This is a genomic window from Bacteroides sp. An51A, from assembly GCF_002161565.1.
Classification (GTDB): Bacteria; Bacteroidota; Bacteroidia; order Bacteroidales; family Bacteroidaceae; genus Phocaeicola; species Phocaeicola intestinalis.
Genome location: NZ_NFIC01000008.1, coordinates 140711 through 160120, shown reverse-complemented (window position 1 = coordinate 160120; position 19410 = coordinate 140711). Strand labels below are relative to the sequence as shown.

Genomic DNA, 19410 nt, shown 5'->3' with positions numbered 1-19410 from the left:
AAGGTAGTGGCATCTGACTCCCAGCCCGCCAAGTGGGCGATAACTTCCTATAACTCCCTTTTAACTCCTAATTGGCATTTATATAATGAAAATTCACCACAGAGTATTACAGGTAAATCTCATTTTGCAGTGAAAGTTTCCGTATCCTCTGTGGTAAAATGATGTAGGATTATAATTCTTCTATTTCTCCATGTGTAAGCCCCGTACATTGGATTATGTCTTTTACGGAAAGTCCCATTTCTTTCATCCTTTTAGCAACTTCTTTTGCTTTCATTTTCTCTCCTTCAGCTCTTCCTTCAGCTCTTCCTTCAGCTCTTCCTTCTTTGAATCCTTCTGTATGTCCTTCGTCCCAGCCTGTCTTAATAACACTGCGTTGGTAGCGCAGGGCTTCCATATCCCGGTAATAGGCACGCTTTTCTGCATCGGGTAGCGTGTCGATACGAAGCCGTTCTCTTGCTTCCGGGAGTCCTTTTGCAGTAGCTTCTTTATCTATTTCTCCGGTTTTGAGAAATTTAATCCATTCATCAAGAGGAGTCTTTGCTACTTTATCGAAATCATTTACGCGCAACACATAATATTCAGGAAAGATATCTCCTGCATCTTTACCTGTAAAAATTTCTTGCTGCCGGGCGGATAATTTTAGAAAGTTGTCTGAATCGTGTAAACCACGGAAGATTATTTCCCCATGATATGCATAGTCCTTGCTTTTAATCATGCTGAAATAAACAATATTGATGGAATAGATTTTGCATATCTTATTATAGTCTGTTTCCTCATCAGTGTATCGCGATAGGATGTCAGAAGCCCCATAAAGCATTTGGTGATAATAATATAGTTCGCGATAGTTTTGGATTTTAATGACAAGCAGCCTTCCTTTGCTGTCTTCTACCAAGATATCAGCGCGATTGAATTTGTCTGTTTCATCTGTTTGGTTTGATTCACTTTCCAAAAAGCGGGAAATGCGCAAATCTTCTTCCAATAAAGTTGACAAGAATCCTTCAAGCACGACATAATTGCTTTTGTCACGCAATAACCTTTTCATCGCCCAGTCGAAACGTATAAAATTATCTTTCATATTCAGATGTTTATGGCTTGATGCAAAGATAGGAATTAATTTTATTTAGGACAAAAACAGTTTGGATTTTCTGCTTGGGAGAGACCGCATGAAAAATAAAAAAACCTTGTATTGCCCTATCGTCCTCCCGACGACAGGTTGCAATGCAAGGTTTTGACTTATTAGAAATATTAAAAATGAATGTCCATTTAGTATCCGGCGTTCTGTTCCCAGTTGGTGTTGGCATTAAGCACATCAAGACTCAACGGCCATAAGCGGTATCTTGGATCATTGGCGTTCGGATTAAAGTCGTTTTTGAACCCCCAGTCGCGTTCGAAATCACCAAAGCGGATTAGGTCATTACGGCGCCAGTGTTCATCCAGAAATTCGCGACCACGTTCGTCCAGGATGTCTTGCAGGCTGGGGTCACCAACGATTTGAGGAGCATTGACATACGCACGGATTTGATTAAACAAGCTCATCGGTGTATCACCGTTGGTCGCTGTTCCGCCACGTACGATGGCTTCGCATTTCATCAGCAGCACATCCGCATAACGGAATACAGGTACGTCGTTGCTTTGGTTACGGCTATAGGTGTTATAATCTGTAGCATTCGGGAAGAACTTGATGGAGCGATATCCTTGTGTCCATCCGGTCATGTCGTTACCCACATTGAGATCTCCATCCGGGACGATAGGAGGATCAGCTGTTGGGTCAGACTTTAAGGTAATGGATTTGGTGAAAGTCACATCCACTCCTCCATATGTATTGCGAACATCAGTCGGTTCGCCGGTAGCATTGTTGTATTGGTAAACATCAAAAGTTTCCATATCAATGTTCTCACCTACATTACCGGCTATGACATCGTTACGGCGGTCACCTGGAAGGTTGAATAGTTCTACAAATTCCGGTGTCAACGTCATATTACCTCCTAATGAATTAGTAAGAGGAATGCTATAGAATCCGTTTTCACTTTGTCCACGGCGCCATGTGCGGAAACGGGCGTATGTCATTCCTTGTGCTGTAGAGGCATCGAACGGCATCACATAAATGAAATCTTTTATCTGATAGCCGTTATTATACATAAACTTGGTTTTGTAGTCATCGCTTAAATCAAAGTATCCGGAAGCGATGATACGGTCGCAGGCAGCAATACAATCGTTTAACTTTTCATTAGTGGCGTTTGGATCCCAGCTTGAACTGGTTACGTCCTGTGTATAAACATTCCAGTTGATATATAATTTGGCAAGTAATGCATCTACCATCCAGCGAGTAGGTTTACCGTAGGTAGAAGCATCGACGTTTTCATAACAATTGTCACGTACGGCAAGCAGTTCCGATTCAATCCAACGGGCTACATCAGCACGCGGAGAACGGTCAATGCGTTCATCATCTGCCAGCAGATGGTCGAGAATAGGCGTGTCTCCCCAGTGCTCCATCATCATAAATGTGTAAAAAGCACGAGCTGCACGTACAGGAGCTACTTCAGGGACATCCTCGCCTCCCAAATCAAAAATGACCCGGTTGCAATTGGTGATACCCGTCTGCAAATCGTTGTACACATTCAATTGGTTTGCCGAATTAGTCGGGTCAATCATATGTAACGAGAAGTTTGCCATGTCACGACCGTTCAAGTAGTCACTATCGAAACTGACCGCGGTGTATTCATCCGAATTACAGGATACGCCTTCATCATAACGGCGTCCGATAGCTGCACGAAATGCATAGAAAGCATTGTTCATAGTGGCTTCTATGGCAATCTCCGAGTCAGGCAGTTCTGTATATTGGGATTTGATGTCTACGTCAAGGTCGGTACACCCAACGCTTGTCAGTGCCAATAAGGCACCCGAAAAAAATATATGTTTTGTTTTCATAAAAGTCTTTTTTTGTTAATTTAGAAATTTACGTTTATTCCTACAAGGAACGTGCGGGTACGCGGATAGTTGGTATTTCTCCAGTCCATACCGGGAGTCAATCCGCCAAGGTTTACTTCTGGGTCGACACCGCTATAACCGGTGATAGTAAAGACGTTGTTGCACGTAGCATACAGACGCAGGTTGTTCACCCAGTTGCCAATCTTGCCGAAGTTGTAACCCAGTGTCAATGTAGACAAACGAAGGTACGAACCGTTTTCCAAATAACGATCAGAAGGAGCTTGTGCCCGTGAATCATGTGGATTTTGTTCGGTTGCGACTTCTGCCAGTACATTTTTCCCAGCAGCCACCAGACCCACTTGGCTGTAATAGCAACGGGTAGAATTGAAAATCTTGTTCCCTGCTACCCCCTGGAAGAATGCGGTCAGTGTCCAGTTTTTCCATGTCAAGTCATTGTTCCATCCGTAGGTGATTTTAGGTTGTGCTGAACCAGCCATACGACGATCGCTATCATCAGGTGCATCTGTTACACCTACCAGATTTCCGTTTTCGTCATAGTCATTAAATATAGAACCACCGTTTTCATCATATCCTGCCCATTCCCACAAGTAGAATTGTCCGATAGGTGCACCCTCCATGATGCGTTGTACATTAGTGCTGGAATAACCACCTACGTCCGGATTCGCTTGGTCAATGTAGTTCACCGAGTAGGTTTCGTTAGAAAGCTTTTCTACTACGTTCTTGTTGTGCGAAAGGTTGAGGGTAGTACTCCATGTAAAGTCTTTAGTTTGTACCGGTACTGCATTCAAGGTTATTTCAATACCTTTGTTGCTGATATCGCCTACATTGGCAGTCATTACACCGTATGAATAGCGGTTGGTAGAAACCGGATAGTCGTAAATCAAGTCACTGGTTTTCTTGCTGTAGTACTCGATGGTACCGGTCAGGCGGTTGTTGAAAAAACCAAAGTCCAGACCTACATTAAACATACCGGTGCTTTCCCATTTCAAATCAGGGTTCGAGTTACGGGTTGCCCCTAAGATGCGGTAATCGGATTCAGTACCGTTGGCATCTACATAAGTAAACCATCCGGTGTGTCCGTATACCTGACGGGCATAGAAGGCATCGAAACCTAATGAGTTACCGCTCACACCATAACCGATACGGAATTTCAAGTCATCGAATATGTCTTGGTCTTTCATGAAGTCTTCTTCTATGATGCGCCATGCGGCAGATACCGAAGGAAACGTACCCCAACGATTGTTAACACCGAAAGCCGAAGAACCGTCTCGGCGTACAGTAGCTTGCAGCAAGTATTTGCTTTTATAACTGTAGTTGGCACGTCCGTAGAATGAAATCATACGCAGGGTGGCAAGATTGTTGCTGATAACATCGTTGATGTCAATGTTGTTTGCCATGCCCATGTTGTAATAACCCAGGTCATCACTGTAGAAGTTATATACTCTCAGTCCGAAACCATCGTTGTTGTCAGACTGTTCCCATGAGTATCCTAACATTACGCCCACCTTGTGTGTGTCGTTGAATGTATGGTTCCAGTTCAGATAAGTTTCCATCTGTTTGCGGATGTTTTCTACCGTGCTACGGTCTGCTTGTCCGTTTCGGGCTGCTACGCTGGGCAATTGAGTCTTGCTGCTGTTGTAATTGCTGTAGATATACTGTTGGTTTTGATAAGAGAGATTTAAATTCCAGTCCAGACCGTCTATGATATGGAAAGTGGCTTTGGCCACACCTTGCAGCAATTTTTCTTTAGTATCGTAACGGTCTTCATTGACCATCGACATCGGGTTGTAGTTTTGTGAAATGGATGTATTACTGTACCAAGAGTCATCGGCATTCTTAACAGGAACCAATGGGCTGTAATAATACATGGCATCCAGAACACTTTGTCCTTGTGAGCCGGTAGGACCGGTAGAACTGTTACGGATGCTGGCATTCAGACTCAGCGAGATGTCCAACCGGTTGTTGAATGCTTTGGTTTGCAGGAAAGAACGTGCGGTCAGGCGGTCCATGTTAGTACCTCTTACTACGCCTTGGCGTTCGAGAAAGTTGAGAGAAGCATTATAACTGGTTTTTTCATTACCCCCGTTGATAGACACATTATGGTTGTGGCTGAATCCGGTACGAAGCACTTCATCTTGCCAGTTGGTATTGGCTGGGTTACTTGCATCATAATAAGCCGAAATATCTATGTCGTTTGCATTGGCATATGTCAGCAGTTCGTTGGCATCCATCATATCTACGGTTTTCATCGTCTTGTCCCATGCTACATATCCGCTGTAACTTACGTTGGTACGTCCATCCTTATTGCCTTTCTTGGTGGTGACGATGATTACGCCGTTGGCAGCTTTCGAACCATAGATGGCGGTAGCCGAAGCGTCACGCAAGACATCAATGCTTTCAATGTCTTCTGGAGCTACCAATGAAAGGCTTACACCGGGCACACCGTCTATAACGTAATAAGGTTCCATTGCCTCGCCTGTACGAAGTGTAGAGGCGCCACGCAAAGAGATAGAAGCCGAACCGTTCGGGTCGCTGGTGTTGGCGATAGTCAGACCGGGTACTTTTCCTTGCAGCAATTGTGCCGGAGTGGTGTAGACACCCACATTCAGGTCTTCAGCCTTTACGGTTGTGATGGAGCTGGTCACGTCTTTGCGTTCCATTGAACCGTAACCGATGACTACCACTTCGTCCAACAACTGGCTGTCTTCGTTCATCGTAACATTGATGACGCTTGATTCTACTTTCACTTCTTGTGTCTGATATCCGATGTAAGAGAATACCAGTGTCTTTCCTTTTTCTACTTTAACTGAATATTTACCATCAATGTCGGTAACATTGCCATTTGTAGTACCTTTTTCTACTACACTTACCCCAATCAGCGGCATACCGGATTTATCGGTAACTGTTCCGGTTACTGCACTTTGGGCAAATGCATACGTACTTACCAATAAGAAAACAGCCAAGGAGAAGAGTTTCCTCAGCGCATGTTTGTTTGTAATAAGTTTGCTTTGCATAAGTTGTTTGTTTATTAGGGTTTAAATTCGTTGCAAAAGTAAAATAGCGGTTTTGCAGGGGTGTTTCACCGATATTTCATTTGTGCGTTAAACTTGTTACAAACTTGTTAAACTGGGAGGATGGAAAGGTGTTGAATTAATCCAAGAATAATGTTATGGGCATCATAATCAAATTCCAAAAGCCATTAAAATAATTGGTATTTCTGATTGGATTGGATTATATTATCAATCCAGGCATCATCCTTTTATGGTTTCCATATCAAAACCGTACGTTCTCCAATTGAAAACCGTACGTTCTCGATATGGAAACCGTACGGTTTTGATATGGAGAACATAAAAAGAAGACAGCTTGAAACAGATACTGAACCTTTCAATCATACATTGACCCGTATCTGCTAAGCAAACTTATCGGAGAAATTAAGAAGCTGTTTTGAATTTCTCCAAAAAGTTTTTCTTGGCTTGATGTATCTGTTTTCGTGTGTGCTTTGGGTGATTTTTTGGTCCTTTTCGCTCCTGTTCTTCGTCAGATAGCCCGCTATCTTCCTCATCACAGAAGCGAAAATGCCTCAAAAATTCATCCCAAATCATCGCACGATAAATTCAAAACAGCTTCTAAAACAGTCTTTTATAGAAAAATTGGTTTGTGAAAATGGAATGGAACACAGAGGCACAAATTGCCCATTGTCAATTCTTCTGTGTCTCTGTGTTCAATGGAACGAATCATGCGGAATTTCAGCATTTCATTTTGGATTGACTATAAATAATTCTAAAATAGGGAAAACCCTACCGCGAAATAGGGAAATCCTACTTGCGGGATACAAGATTCTCGCTAACTTTGTATTGCAGGAATAGGCAGGTTCCGGCAGATTATGGTAAACAATAAATTTTTAATAGGTATGAAGATGAAGATAAGATTAGGCGTTTCGTTGCTGATAGCTTGCTTGCCGTGGCTGGCTATGGCACAGAATGACGACCTTTATTTTGTTCCGAAGAAAGAAAAGAAGGCGGAAACGAAAACCGAGGTACGTCAGGTGACGAGGCAGACAACAACGACTACAACTACAACGGCATCGGTTTCTCCGGGCACAACAGTGGTGGTAAAGGACGTGACGGGGAAAACGCGTGACATTGATGAATACAACCGCCGGTATACATCGAGAGAGAATACGTTCAGCATGCAGAACGATACCCTATACATAGAAGAGAAACCTTACGGAGAACGGGGTGAATGGGTGAACGGCTTCGAAGGTTCGCAAGACGATTACGAATACGCCATGCGTATCGTCCGTTTCCGTAGTCCGGCGTATGCCATTCCTATCAGCAGCCCCTTGTATTGGGATGTTGTGTATGGTGCTTTTCCATCGTGGGACTGGAACGTATACGACGATGGATTATATGCTTACGTGTTCCCCACCTATTCTAATCCGTTGTGGTGGGACTGGCGCTGGAACTGGAGTATAGCCGGTCCGCGTTGGGGATGGTACTCGCCATGGCATTATGGTGGGTGGTATTCTTCGTACTGGTATGGCGGTTACTGGGGCGGTTGGTATGCCGGCTATTGGGGACCGTGGCATCATCCGCATCCGTATTGGGGAGGCAGCGGATGGCATCGTCCGGGACATACAGATTACAGGTACACGCGTTATGAAGGCTATTCCGGTTCTCGCCGGAGCCGTATGGTAAGCGGCACGCAATCTACGAGAAGACGTGTTGTCAATGGCTCCTCATCAGGAGCACGCCGGTATACGAATGGTAGGGTAGTCCGTCCAAGTACAGGAGGAGAAGGTGTATCTGTCCGTCCTTCAGTTCAGTCGTTTGGAAACCGGAACAACGGGGTAGGAAATGTCCGTCCTTCACGCGGTAATAGCAGTTACGTACGTCCGAGCAGTACGATAGATCGGACCGGCTCGTCTTATAACCGTCCAAGCAGTACACGACGTACATACAATCAGGTTTATAATCGTAACGTGAATAATTCGAATAAAACCCGCAGCTATAATTCGAACCGTAACAGTTTCTCAAGTGGAGGAAGCGGATTCAATCGGGGTTCAATGGGAGGCGGAAGCACACGTACACGTAGTACAGGTGGAGGCGGTGGTTCACGTAGAAGATAAATTAGTTAAACTACAGATATGAAAAAGATAAGCATGATAGCCTTACTGCTTGGCTGTATGTCGGCAGTGATGGCTCAAAATCAATATGATGTAGTCCGTTATATGGACGATGATTTAAATGGGACAGCTCGTTTTGTCGGCATGGGAGGTGCGATGAGTGCGTTAGGAGCGGATATCTCGACCATTGGAACCAATCCTGCAGGTATTGGACTATTTCGGGGAAATGATGTTACGGTCTCATTTGGCATGAACAATAATCAGGCAAAATCGGATATGGGTGGTTCGGTTGCCAATGAGAAACGTACGAAAGCTTCGTTCGACCAGGCGGGACTGGTGTGGAGCACGAAAATAGGCAACAAGACCAATATCCGTTATTTGAATTTTGCATTTAATTATCACAAGCGTGCTAACTTTAATCGCCAGTTCTCAACATCGGGACAATACGCCAATGGTGCTTCACTTACGTGGCAAATGGCGGATATGTTGCTGAACGCAGGTTATTATAATACGGAGGTAGATTTTGCGGAGTTGTATGATGCCGAAAATCCATACATCGACGAGTATTTTTACGGTACTCCTTTTTTGGGCGCATTAGGTGCACGCACTCATTTGGTTTCTCCCATCCTTCAATCATCTGAATCGGGTGATCGGATAGTAGGTATGGAAGGTTGGAAGGCGTTAAGTAATCAATATTACAGTCGTGAGGAAGGAAGCGTCAACGAGTATGATATCAATATGGCTGTCAATGTGCAGGACCGTTATTATTTTGGTGTGACATTAGGTATATATACCCTCGATTATAATCGTTATTCATCGTATGGTGAAACATTGTCGGGCAATGGCAGTTATACTTTAAACAACTTTTATAGTGCAGACGGTTCGGGTATTGATTTGAAATTGGGAGCAATTGTCCGTCCGTTTGCTTATTCGCCGTTCCGTATAGGTTTGGCGATTCATACCCCGATATGGTACTCGATAACCGAACGTTATACGGCTAATTTAACTTCTAACCTGCCGGGGTTTGGAGAAATGACTGAAAATTTAGCTGATTATCTTCATCCTCAGTATGTCCGTGATTTTCGTCTGACCACTCCTTGGCGTTTCAATGTCAGTATGGGAACGGTAGTAGGGGGCATCATGGCGTTGGATGCAGAATACGAATATGCCAAATATTCTTCTGCTAAGTTGTCTGAAACGGACGGTAGTGAATACATTAACGGAACGGCAGCTGTAAATGAGTCGTTAAAAGGTGTTCATACATTTCGTGTCGGTATGGAAACAAAAGTATCATCAACGTTCAGCGTGCGTGCCGGTTATAATTTCCGTTCGGCATTGATATACGATGATTCGTATAAAAATATCGCAGATACTGACGAGACGCGTACGAATCCGGAATATATGAATACGAAGTCATTGCAGGCCGTAACGGTAGGTCTGGGCTATCGGGGTAAGCTGTTCTATGCCGACTTGGCTTATAAGTACGATTTTTATAAGGCCGACTTTTATGCGTTTGATTTGGAGGAAGGTCTTCCTGCCGTCAAAGTAAACAATGACCGTCATCAGCTGTTGTTCACGTTAGGTGTGCATTTTTAAGAATGTCTTAGAACCTGTTTAAATTTTCCAATAAAGTAATATTCTATCAGGTTCTGAACGCTGAAAAGATTTTAACCGGAAGACACAGAAATACAAAGTTTTATGGTGAATATCAAATATTTTTGTATCTCTGTGTCTTTTTGTTGATTCTTATATTGGTACGAAGTCGTTTTTAGATGATTTACCTGTTGAGTGTCACGCGTCTGATGGTTCCGTCTTCATTGAACTCAAGCCGGTCGATGCAGACTTCGCGGTGCACGCCCGGACCTTTGTCTTTATCCAGATAATTCTTGTTGATGCGGTGGTAGACGATGTACCATTCATCGGTACCTGGTTTGCGTACGACAGAGTTATGCGCTGGTCCGTAGATTTCTTTAGCCGGGTCTTGAATGGTTACGATAGGGTCCTTGGCTACCTTTATCGGACCGAGAGGCGAATCGGATGTGCCGTATGCCACATGATAGTTGGGCGAGCCGGTATCGTCTACCGACCATAAGAAGTAATAGGTACCTTTCCGGTAGAATACATACGGGGCTTCGCGATAGGCATAGTCTTTCAGGGTTCCGCCTTTGGGAGTCAACACCTTGATGGTTTCTTTCTTTACCGATACCATATCGCTGTTCAGTTCGGCTCCTGCCATGTAACCGTTGCCCCAATATATATAAGGTGTACCAGTCATTGGGTCGGTAAATACATCCACATCAATTTGCTGCCCGTGTCCGGCAGGAGAATCGGTGATGATGGGTTGTCCCATGTCCTTAAACGGACCTGTGGGCGAGTCGGCTATGGCTACACCGATTTGTTTGCGCGAATTGTCGTTGGGGTTGCCGCTATAATAGAAGAAGTATTTGTATTTTCCGTCTATCAGTTTTTCTTCAATGGCGGGTGCCCATGCATTGCCGTTTGCCCAAGGAACTTGTGGAGAGCGTAGGTCGAGGATTACGCCTTCATAAGTCCAGTCTTTCAGGTCGGGAGAAGAGAATGCCGTGAAATACCAGCCTCCCCACCCGGGTTGACCGTCGGTAGTGGAATAAATGTAATATTTATCGGTTTTCTTTGAATAGAGCACTTCGGGGTCGGCATGAAAACCGGGCAATACCGGATTCTGAGGCAATTCGCCCAGTTCCTCCGGCTTTCCCCATTTATCTGTAATGCGTTTCAGTTCGGCACGGGTAATGGGAATAACCGTTCCGTGACGCGGATGGAAGTCCATCTTTACTGCATGGTCAATCACTTTAAAGTGTTTCAGGTCGGTGGTTTCCGTAAATTGGTAAGCCCCTTTCATGTACACGTCATACATCAGGATGTATTTGTCCTGTCCTATCAGCTTGAATGTGCCTGCACCTTCTACCGCTTCTTTGGTCTGTTGTTTGTAGTCGGGGCTTTCTTTCCATTCCCCTGATGTAAGCGAGCGGGTAGTGGCTACTTTGATGCCGTTTCCATGTCCTTCTGTTTTATAGAACAGATGGTACACTCCGTCTTTATAAACAATATCCCCGTCAATGCACGATTTCTTGTCGGCAGGGATAAATAAAGGTTTCGGTTCACCGGTCAGGTCGGTGAAGTCCTCGTTGGCGTATGCGTAATAGATAACGTCCGGTCCGCCTTCGTATTGCATGGACCAGTAAAGCATATACTTGCCTGCTTCTTTATCGAAGATGGTCTGAGGCGCCCATACACGTTTCAGTTTTTCCTGTCCTTTATAACGCTTCTGCATGTTGATGATGGAGTGCGACCAGTTGACAAGGTCGGTAGATTTCAGCATCACCAGGGCGCGGTTCGAATCCCATCCGTTATCCGACACCATATCGGTCACGACCATGTAGAAAGTCTTTCCGTCTTCGCACCGCAGGATATGCGGGTCGCGTACACCTCCGGTCGAACTGATGACTTTCGAGTCGAGCACCGGCTTGTTGCCGTTCAGTGCATAAAAAGAATACCCGTCCATACTGACGGCAAAACATACCGCTTCTTCACTGATGTGGTTTCCGGTGAAATACGTGAAGAGATAGCCTACATAGTCTTTTTCTTCTGTCTGGGATGCCCGCGATACTGAAATTGTCAGCAGAAACAACGCGAGCAAGGCAAGCATACGTGTCTTGTAATTCATGGTTAATTGTTTTTGGTTAATAGTATTTGTTTGGATTATTCTTTTAACAAAGATAGGGCTTTCTGCATTACGATGTATGCGAGAAAGTGTTTTTGACCGGTTTATGCCCCTAATTTGACTGATTATTTTCTCTTTCGGCTATCCATTTTTTCCTATCTTTGTGCAGACAATCTGATAACGTGAAATTATTTGTTAACTTTTAAAGAAAACTTGTATGAATAAATTGGCAACTATTGGCGTGTCGCTTCTGCTTTCTATTGGAGCGATGACTGGATTTCAGTCGTGTGCGCCGAAAGCTGAAAGCGGAACGTTTGAGGCAGGGAAAGGAAGTTTCCTGCTCAATGGCGAGCCTTTTGTGGTAAAGGCTGCCGAGTTGCATTATCCTCGTATTCCACGTGCCTATTGGGAGCATCGCATCAAGCAATGCAAGGCGTTAGGGATGAATACTATTTGCCTGTATGTTTTCTGGAATTTCCATGAAGAGAAGCCGGGAGAGTTCGACTTTACCGGGCAAAAGGACTTGGCTGAGTTCTGCCGCCTGTGCCAGAAGAATGATATGTATGTTATCCTCCGTCCCGGTCCGTATGTATGTGCCGAGTGGGAAATGGGCGGTCTGCCCTGGTGGCTTTTAAAGAAAAAAGACATCCGTTTGCGTGAGGACGACCCGTATTTCCTGGAACGTGTGGCTATCTTCGAGAAAGAAGTTGCCAATCAGGTGGCTGGATTGACCATACAGAAGGGCGGTCCTATTATTATGGTACAGGTAGAGAATGAATACGGTTCGTATGGCGAAAGCAAGGAATATGTAGCGAAGATACGCGACATCGTGCGCGGGAATTTCGGCGATGTAACCTTGTTCCAATGCGACTGGGCATCCAATTTCCAACTCAATGCATTAGACGATTTGGTATGGACCATGAACTTCGGTACGGGTGCGAATATCGACGAACAGTTTGCTCCATTAAAGAAAGTACGTCCCGACAGCCCGTTGATGTGTAGCGAGTTCTGGAGCGGATGGTTCGACAAATGGGGAGCCAATCACGAAACCCGTGCGGCAGATGATATGATTGCAGGTATCGACGAGATGCTTTCGAAGGGGATTTCGTTCAGTCTCTATATGACACATGGAGGTACCAACTGGGGACACTGGGCTGGAGCGAACTCGCCGGGATTTGCACCGGATGTGACTTCGTATGATTATGATGCGCCTATCAGCGAATCGGGAAAGATTACGCCGAAATACGAGAAATTGCGTGAGACCTTGGCGAAATATATGGACGGAAAGAAGCAGGCTAAAGTGCCCGATGATATCCCGACTATCTCCGTACCGGCTTTCGAGTTTACCGAAGTGGCTCCGCTGTTCGCTAATCTGCCCGAACCGAAGAGCGATGATACCATCCGCACGATGGAAGAGTACGATCAGGGATTCGGAAGCATTCTTTACCGCACAACTTTGCCCAAGATTGACCGTTCGGCTACACTTACCGTAACCGAAGCTCACGATTATGCACAAATCTTTATTGACGGGAAATATATCGGCAAACTGGACCGCCGGAACGGGGAAAAGCAACTGGATATTCCGGCATGTGCCGAAGGTGCGCAATTGGATATCTTGGTGGAAGCCATGGGACGTATCAATTTCGGACGGGCTATCAAAGACTTTAAAGGAATTACCGAAAAGGTCGAATTGAAGAACGGAGGACGTACTACCGAATTGAAAGGTTGGAAGGTTTATAACCTGGAAGACCGTTACGAATGGTATAAAGGTTTGAAGTTTGAACCGCTGAAGTCGGTAAAAGATGCGCAAGGCCAGCGTGTGCCGGGTTGCTACCGGGCTACATTCCACGTAGAGAAGCCGGGCGATACGTTCTTGAACTTTGAAACATGGGGCAAAGGCTTGGTTTATGTAAACGGATATGGCATCGGACGCATTTGGGAAATCGGTCCTCAGCAGACATTGTATGTCCCGGGATGTTGGTTGAAAGAAGGCGAAAATGAAATATTGGTATTTGATATCGTAGGTCCAAAAGAAGCCCGTACGGAAGGGTTGGAAGAACCGATTCTGAACCAATTGCTGGTGAATAAGCCGCTGACACATCGCAATAAGGGTGAAGAGCTCCGGCTTGCAGGAGAGACTCCGGTATTGAGCGGAAGCTTCAAAGCGGGCAACGGATGGCAGGAAATGAAATTCGGCAAGCCGGTTTCGGGACGTTATGTCTGTATTGAAGCCTTGAATGCGCAAGACGGAAAAGACTTGGCATGTATTGCCGAAATGTATCTGCTTGATGAAAACGGAGAACGTCTTTCGCGTGAACCGTGGATTGTAAAATATGCGGACAGCGAAGATGTATCGCAAGTAAACCGTTCGGCGGATAAGATTTTCGATTTGCAGGAGTCTACCTACTGGAGTACCGAAACCGGTTCGGCTTATCCTCATGCGGTCGTAATTGATTTGGGAGCGAAGCATACCCTGACTGCAATCCAATATCTGCCCCGTATGGAAAGCAATGTGCCCGGAGGCATCAAAGATTTTAAAGTATATGTGAAAGGCGAAAATTTCTCTTATTAACATTAGATCCTCAGTCCCCGATTGGAACATCAGACATCATTTTTGTGTATCTTGTTCCGATTGGGGCATTTCGTTAGGCCGATGTCTTAAATTATGCTATAAAACACACATTCTGTAATATAGTGTTGCCTGTAATAAGAAAAATGCAATTTTTTTAGGTAAACGGGAAAAAAAAACGAACTTTTCATTTTGCCTTGTTTATTTAATTACTAATTTTGAGGTGTTAAAGAAATAACATTTTTTATGCAATTAATAACCTTAATATAACAGCTATGAGTTATTTACGATTTGACAAGACGCTGATGACGAATTTGGAAGAATCTTTGACACGTGAAATTCTTCGGACTAATCGTTCTGGCGCGTATCATTGCTCTACAATAGTAGATTGCAACACTCGCAAATACCATGGTTTATTGGTCATCCCCGTGCCGGAACTGGATGATGAAAACCATGTGTTGTTGTCCTCGCTCGATGAAACGGTCATCCAGCATGGGGCTGAATTTAATCTGGGACTCCATAAATATCATGGAGACACTTTCAGTCCGCGTGGTCACAAGTACATCCGGGAGTTCGAATGCGAGAAAGTGCCTACTACTATTTACAGAGTGGGAGGTGTAGTGCTGAAGAAAGAAAAGTTGTTCGTGCATCATGAGAACCGTATTTTGATTCGTTATACTTTGCTGGACGCTCATTCCAGTACGACACTTCGCTTGCGCCCGTATTTAGCTTTCCGTAGCGTACGTCAGTACACTCATGAAAACGCACAGGCAAGTCGCCAGTATGATACCGTAAAAAACGGAATCAAAACATGTATGTATCCGGGATATCCCGAATTGTTCATGCAGACCAATTGCCCGAACGAATTCCATTTCCAACCGGATTGGTACCGGGGCATAGAGTATCCGAAAGAACAAGAACGCGGATACGATTTCAATGAAGACCTGTATGTGCCGGGGTATTTCGAAATGGAAATCACCAAAGACCATCCGGTTGTGTTCTCGGGAGGCATTTCGGAAATTGAAACCGCTAATCTGGACCAGCTCTTCTCGGAAGAAGCAGACCGCCGTACTCCGCGCGACAATTTCAAGCATTGCCTGATTAATGCCGCCCACCAGTTCCTGAACAAACAAGGAGACGAGTCATACGTCTTGGCAGGCTACCCATGGTTCAAATGCCGTGCTCGTGACATGTTCATCTCTCTGCCGGGACTGATGCTTGCTATCAACGAAACAGACAAGTTCGAAACAGTGATGGACACGGCATCTAAAGCGATTTACGAATTCATGAAAGGCGAACCCGCAACGCTGAAAGTCTACGAAATGGAACATCCGGATGTATTGTTATGGGCAGTATGGACTATCCAACAATACGCGAAAATGGTATCACGCGATGCGGCACGAAGCAAATACGGGGCATTATTGAAAGACATCATGACGTATCTTACCGAAGGAAAACATCCGAACCTGAAAGTATGTGATAACGGACTGGTATACGCCCAAGGAAGAGACAAAGCCATTACGTGGATGAATGCAATGTCGAACGGCCGTCCGGTTACTCCGCGTACAGGATATATCGTCGAATTCAATACACTGTGGTACAACGCGTTGATGTTTGCCGGAGAATTGCTGGGCGAAGGAGGTGATACAGAATTTGCCGGAACCTTAACCCAATTGGCAGAAAAAGCAGGAAAGGCTTTCATTGACACATTCTTGAACGAATACGGTTATCTGCTCGATTACGTAGACGGAGACATGATGGACTGGAGCGTACGCCCGAACATGATTTTTGCAGCAGCATTCGATTATTCTCCGTTGAATGCCAAACAGAAGAAAGGCGTGGTCGATATTGTGACAAAGGAACTTCTTACTCCGAAAGGTTTACGCTCGTTAAGCCCGAAGAGCGGAGGCTACAACCCGAATTATGTAGGCCCGCAAATCCAACGCGATTACGCTTACCATCAAGGTACGGCATGGCCCTGGCTGGAAGGATTCTATCTCGAAGCCTATTTGCGCATCTACAAGCGTAGTGCCATTTCGTTCGTAGAACGTCAGATGATTAGCTTCGAAGACGAATTATCACTCCATTGCGTAGGCTCTATTCCTGAATTATTCGATGGAAACCCGCCATTCAGAGGCAGAGGAGCCATTTCGTTCGCCATGAACGTGGCTCAAATATTGAGAACTTTAAATCTGTTAGAAAAATATGACAATCAGTAAAAGGGAGGAAATACTATGAAAGTTTTAATGTTTGGATGGGAATTTCCTCCCCATATCTTGGGAGGTTTAGGTACAGCCAGTTACGGACTTACCAAAGGTTTAGCGCAACAAGAGGACATGCAGATTACCTTCTGCATACCGAAGCCATGGGGAGATGAAGACCAAAGCTTCTTGAAAATCATCGGCATGAACAGCGTACCTATCGTATGGCGCGATGTACAATGGGATTACGTAAAAAGCCGTGTAGGAAACTATATGGACCCGCAGCTCTATTACGACTTGCGCGACCATATCTATGCCGATTTCAACTATATGCATACCAATGATTTGGGTTGCCTTGAATTTTCAGGGCGTTATCCGGATAATTTGCATGAAGAAATAAACAATTATTCCATTGTGGCGGGAGTGGTTGCCCGTCAGCAAGAATTTGATATCATCCATTCGCACGACTGGCTGACCTATCCGGCAGGTATACATGCCAAGCAGGTATCAGGCAAACCGTTGGTCATCCATGTTCATGCTACCGATTTCGACCGTAGCCGTGGCAATGTAAACCCTACGGTTTATTCCATCGAAAAGAACGGTATGGACCACGCCGATTGCATCATGTGTGTGAGTGAATTGACACGACAGACGGTTATTCATAAATACTATCAGGATCCGCGTAAAGTCTTTACGGTCCACAATGCCGTGTCCCCGTTGTCGAAAGAGATTCAGGATATTGTACCGCGTAAAAATCCGAAAGAGAAAATCGTTACCTTCTTGGGACGTATCACCATGCAGAAAGGACCGGAATATTTTGTTGAAGCAGCTGCGATGGTATTGCGCCGTGCGCGTCACGTGCGTTTCGTCATGGCAGGTAGCGGTGATATGATGAATGCCATGATTCGTCTGGCTGCCGAAAGAGGCATTGCCGACCGTTTCCATTTCCCGGGCTTCATGAGAGGCAAACAGGTGTACGAGGTATTGAAAGCCAGCGATGTGTACATCATGCCTTCCGTATCCGAGCCGTTCGGCATATCGCCACTGGAAGCTATGCAATGTAGTGTGCCTACCATTATTTCCAAGCAGTCGGGGTGTGCCGAAATCTTGAGTAAATGTATAAAGACCGATTATTGGGATATTCATGCCATGGCAGATGCCATTCATGCTATTTGTACTTATCCGGCATTGTACGAATACCTGCGCGATGAAGGAAAGAAAGAAGTCGACGGTATTGTATGGGAGAAAGTAGGCGTGAAGATTCGCGGCTTATACGAACAGACTTTAAAAAATTGTGGAAAACTATAATTATACAAAATCGATATGAAAACAATCTGTCTTTACTTTGAAATACATCAGATAACACATCTCAAACGCTATCGTTTTTTTGAAATTGGTACAGACCATTATTACTACGATGATTACGCAAACGAACAGGGCATCAACGACGTGGCGGAACGTTCGTATATTCCGGCATTGACCACCCTGATTGAAATGGCAAAAAACAATGAAGGAGCTTTTAAGGTTGGTCTTTCCATTTCAGGTGTAGCACTCGAACAATTGGAGATACATGCACCGGCTGTTATCGAACTGTTGCAGGAACTGAATGCCACAGGCTGTTGCGAATTTATATGCGAGCCTTATTCTCACGGCTTGTCTTCGTTGGCAAACGAAGAATGCTTCCGTGAAGAAGTAGAATTTATGCGTAAAAAAATCAAGGATTATTTCGGTCAGGATCCGAAAGTGTTCCGTAATTCCAGCTTGATTTACGACAATGAAATAGGTGGAATCGTAGCCAGCATGGGCTTTAAGGGCCAACTGATAGAAGGTGCGAAGCATGTGTTGGGATGGAAGAGCCCGCACTATCTGTATCATTGCGCCGAGAACCCGAATCTGAAACTGTTGATGCGCGACTTCAAGTTGTCGGATGATATCAGCCTGCGCTTCTCTAATTCGGAATGGAGCGAATATCCCTTGTTTGCAGATACTTATATAGACTGGATTGCCACTTTGCCCGAAAACGAACAGGTCATCAACATTTTTATGGAACTGTCGGCTCTCGGTATAGCACAACCGTTGTCTTCCAACATCCTGGAATTCTTGAAAGCATTGCCTGCATGTGCCAAGCAGCGGGGCATCACATTCTCGACCCCTACCGAAATTGTTACGAAATTGAAATCGGTAGATATGATGGATGTGCCTTATCCGATGTCTTGGTCGGATGAAGAAAGAGACATCAGTCCATGGCTGGGTAATGTGATGCAGCGCGAAGCGTTTAACAAACTGTACAGTGTGGCCGAGCGTGTGCATTTGTGCGACGACCGCCGTATCAAGCAAGACTGGTTCTACCTGCAGGCAAGCAATAATTTCCGTTTTATGACTACAAAAGATACGGGAGTTGGGCTGGATAGAGGTATCTATGATTCACCTTATGATGCATTTACTAATTATATGAACATCTTAGGCGATTTCTTGGCTCGTGTCAATTCGTTGTATCCGGCAGATATGGACAATGAAGAGTTAGGGTCTTTGCTTACCACTATCAAGAATCAAGGTGAAGAGTTGGTTCAGCTGAACGATGAGGTGACCAAGCTTCAAGCCGAATTGAAGAAATCTGAAGCTAAGAAGCCTGCGGCAAAGAAAACAACAACCACAAGAAAGACAGCTGCGGCTAAGAAAGAAAAGTAATTTTTTCAGATATTTGAGAAACTGTTTTGAATTTATCGTGTGCTGGTTGGGGATGGGTTTTTAAGGCATTTCCAATACTGTGAAGAAGAAGACAGCAAGCTATCTGACAAGAACAGAAGCGGAAAGGATTAAAAAATCGCCCAAAACGCATACGAAAACGAATACATTAAGCCAA

Annotated in this window: 11 protein-coding genes; 6 read left to right on the top strand and 5 right to left on the bottom strand. The window is 44.8% G+C overall.

Going from position 1 to position 19410, the window contains the following annotated elements:
* Window positions 1-169: 169 nt before the first annotated feature.
* The 4 genes from B5G04_RS15885 to B5G04_RS20000 all read right to left on the bottom strand — a co-directional run bounded on the left by B5G04_RS15885 (window position 170) and on the right by B5G04_RS20000 (window position 6551).
* Window positions 170-1075, bottom strand: a complete 906-nt coding sequence (locus B5G04_RS15885; protein WP_087398015.1) for an Rpn family recombination-promoting nuclease/putative transposase — start codon at window positions 1073-1075, stop codon at window positions 170-172.
* 188 nt (window positions 1076-1263) lie between these two features.
* Window positions 1264-2928 carry a RagB/SusD family nutrient uptake outer membrane protein gene (locus B5G04_RS15880; RefSeq protein ID WP_087247343.1) on the bottom strand — a complete coding sequence of 555 codons (1665 nt, stop codon included), beginning with the start codon at window positions 2926-2928 and terminating at the stop codon, window positions 1264-1266.
* Between the two features lie 20 nt (window positions 2929-2948).
* Window positions 2949-5963, bottom strand: coding sequence for a TonB-dependent receptor (locus B5G04_RS15875; protein WP_087398014.1), 3015 nt, complete (start codon window positions 5961-5963; stop codon window positions 2949-2951).
* Window positions 5964-6380: 417 nt separating this feature from the next.
* Window positions 6381-6551 (bottom strand): hypothetical protein, encoded by a 171-nt coding sequence (locus B5G04_RS20000; protein ID WP_158098095.1) that lies wholly within the window; start codon window positions 6549-6551, stop codon window positions 6381-6383.
* A gap of 314 nt (window positions 6552-6865) precedes the next feature.
* Between B5G04_RS20000 and B5G04_RS15870 the strand changes: the two genes are divergently transcribed.
* Together B5G04_RS15870 and B5G04_RS15865 are read left to right on the top strand one after the other, a co-directional pair.
* On the top strand, window positions 6866-8077 hold the full coding sequence (locus tag B5G04_RS15870) for a hypothetical protein (protein ID WP_087213056.1): 1212 nt from the start codon (window positions 6866-6868) through the stop codon (window positions 8075-8077).
* Between the two features lie 18 nt (window positions 8078-8095).
* Window positions 8096-9670, top strand: coding sequence for a hypothetical protein (locus tag B5G04_RS15865; RefSeq protein WP_087213051.1), 1575 nt, complete (start codon window positions 8096-8098; stop codon window positions 9668-9670).
* 181 nt (window positions 9671-9851) lie between these two features.
* On the opposite strand, the gene B5G04_RS15860 is transcribed toward B5G04_RS15865, so the two are convergent.
* Entirely contained in the window at window positions 9852-11780 is a 1929-nt protein-coding gene (locus B5G04_RS15860) for a family 43 glycosylhydrolase (RefSeq protein ID WP_140406843.1), read from the bottom strand.
* A gap of 214 nt (window positions 11781-11994) precedes the next feature.
* Between B5G04_RS15860 and B5G04_RS15855 the strand changes: the two genes are divergently transcribed.
* The 4 genes from B5G04_RS15855 to B5G04_RS15840 all read left to right on the top strand — a co-directional run bounded on the left by B5G04_RS15855 (window position 11995) and on the right by B5G04_RS15840 (window position 19235).
* Window positions 11995-14349 carry a beta-galactosidase gene (locus B5G04_RS15855; RefSeq protein WP_087398013.1) on the top strand — a complete coding sequence of 785 codons (2355 nt, stop codon included), beginning with the start codon at window positions 11995-11997 and terminating at the stop codon, window positions 14347-14349.
* A 272-nt stretch (window positions 14350-14621) separates the two neighbouring features.
* Window positions 14622-16565, top strand: a complete 1944-nt coding sequence (locus B5G04_RS15850) for a glycogen debranching enzyme N-terminal domain-containing protein (RefSeq protein ID WP_022041177.1) — start codon at window positions 14622-14624, stop codon at window positions 16563-16565.
* 15 nt (window positions 16566-16580) lie between these two features.
* Entirely contained in the window at window positions 16581-17855 is a 1275-nt protein-coding gene (locus B5G04_RS15845) for a glycosyltransferase family 4 protein (protein WP_087247337.1), read from the top strand.
* A gap of 15 nt (window positions 17856-17870) precedes the next feature.
* On the top strand, window positions 17871-19235 hold the full coding sequence (locus B5G04_RS15840) for a glycoside hydrolase family 57 protein (RefSeq protein WP_022041175.1): 1365 nt from the start codon (window positions 17871-17873) through the stop codon (window positions 19233-19235).
* The last annotated feature ends 175 nt before the right edge of the window (window positions 19236-19410 follow it).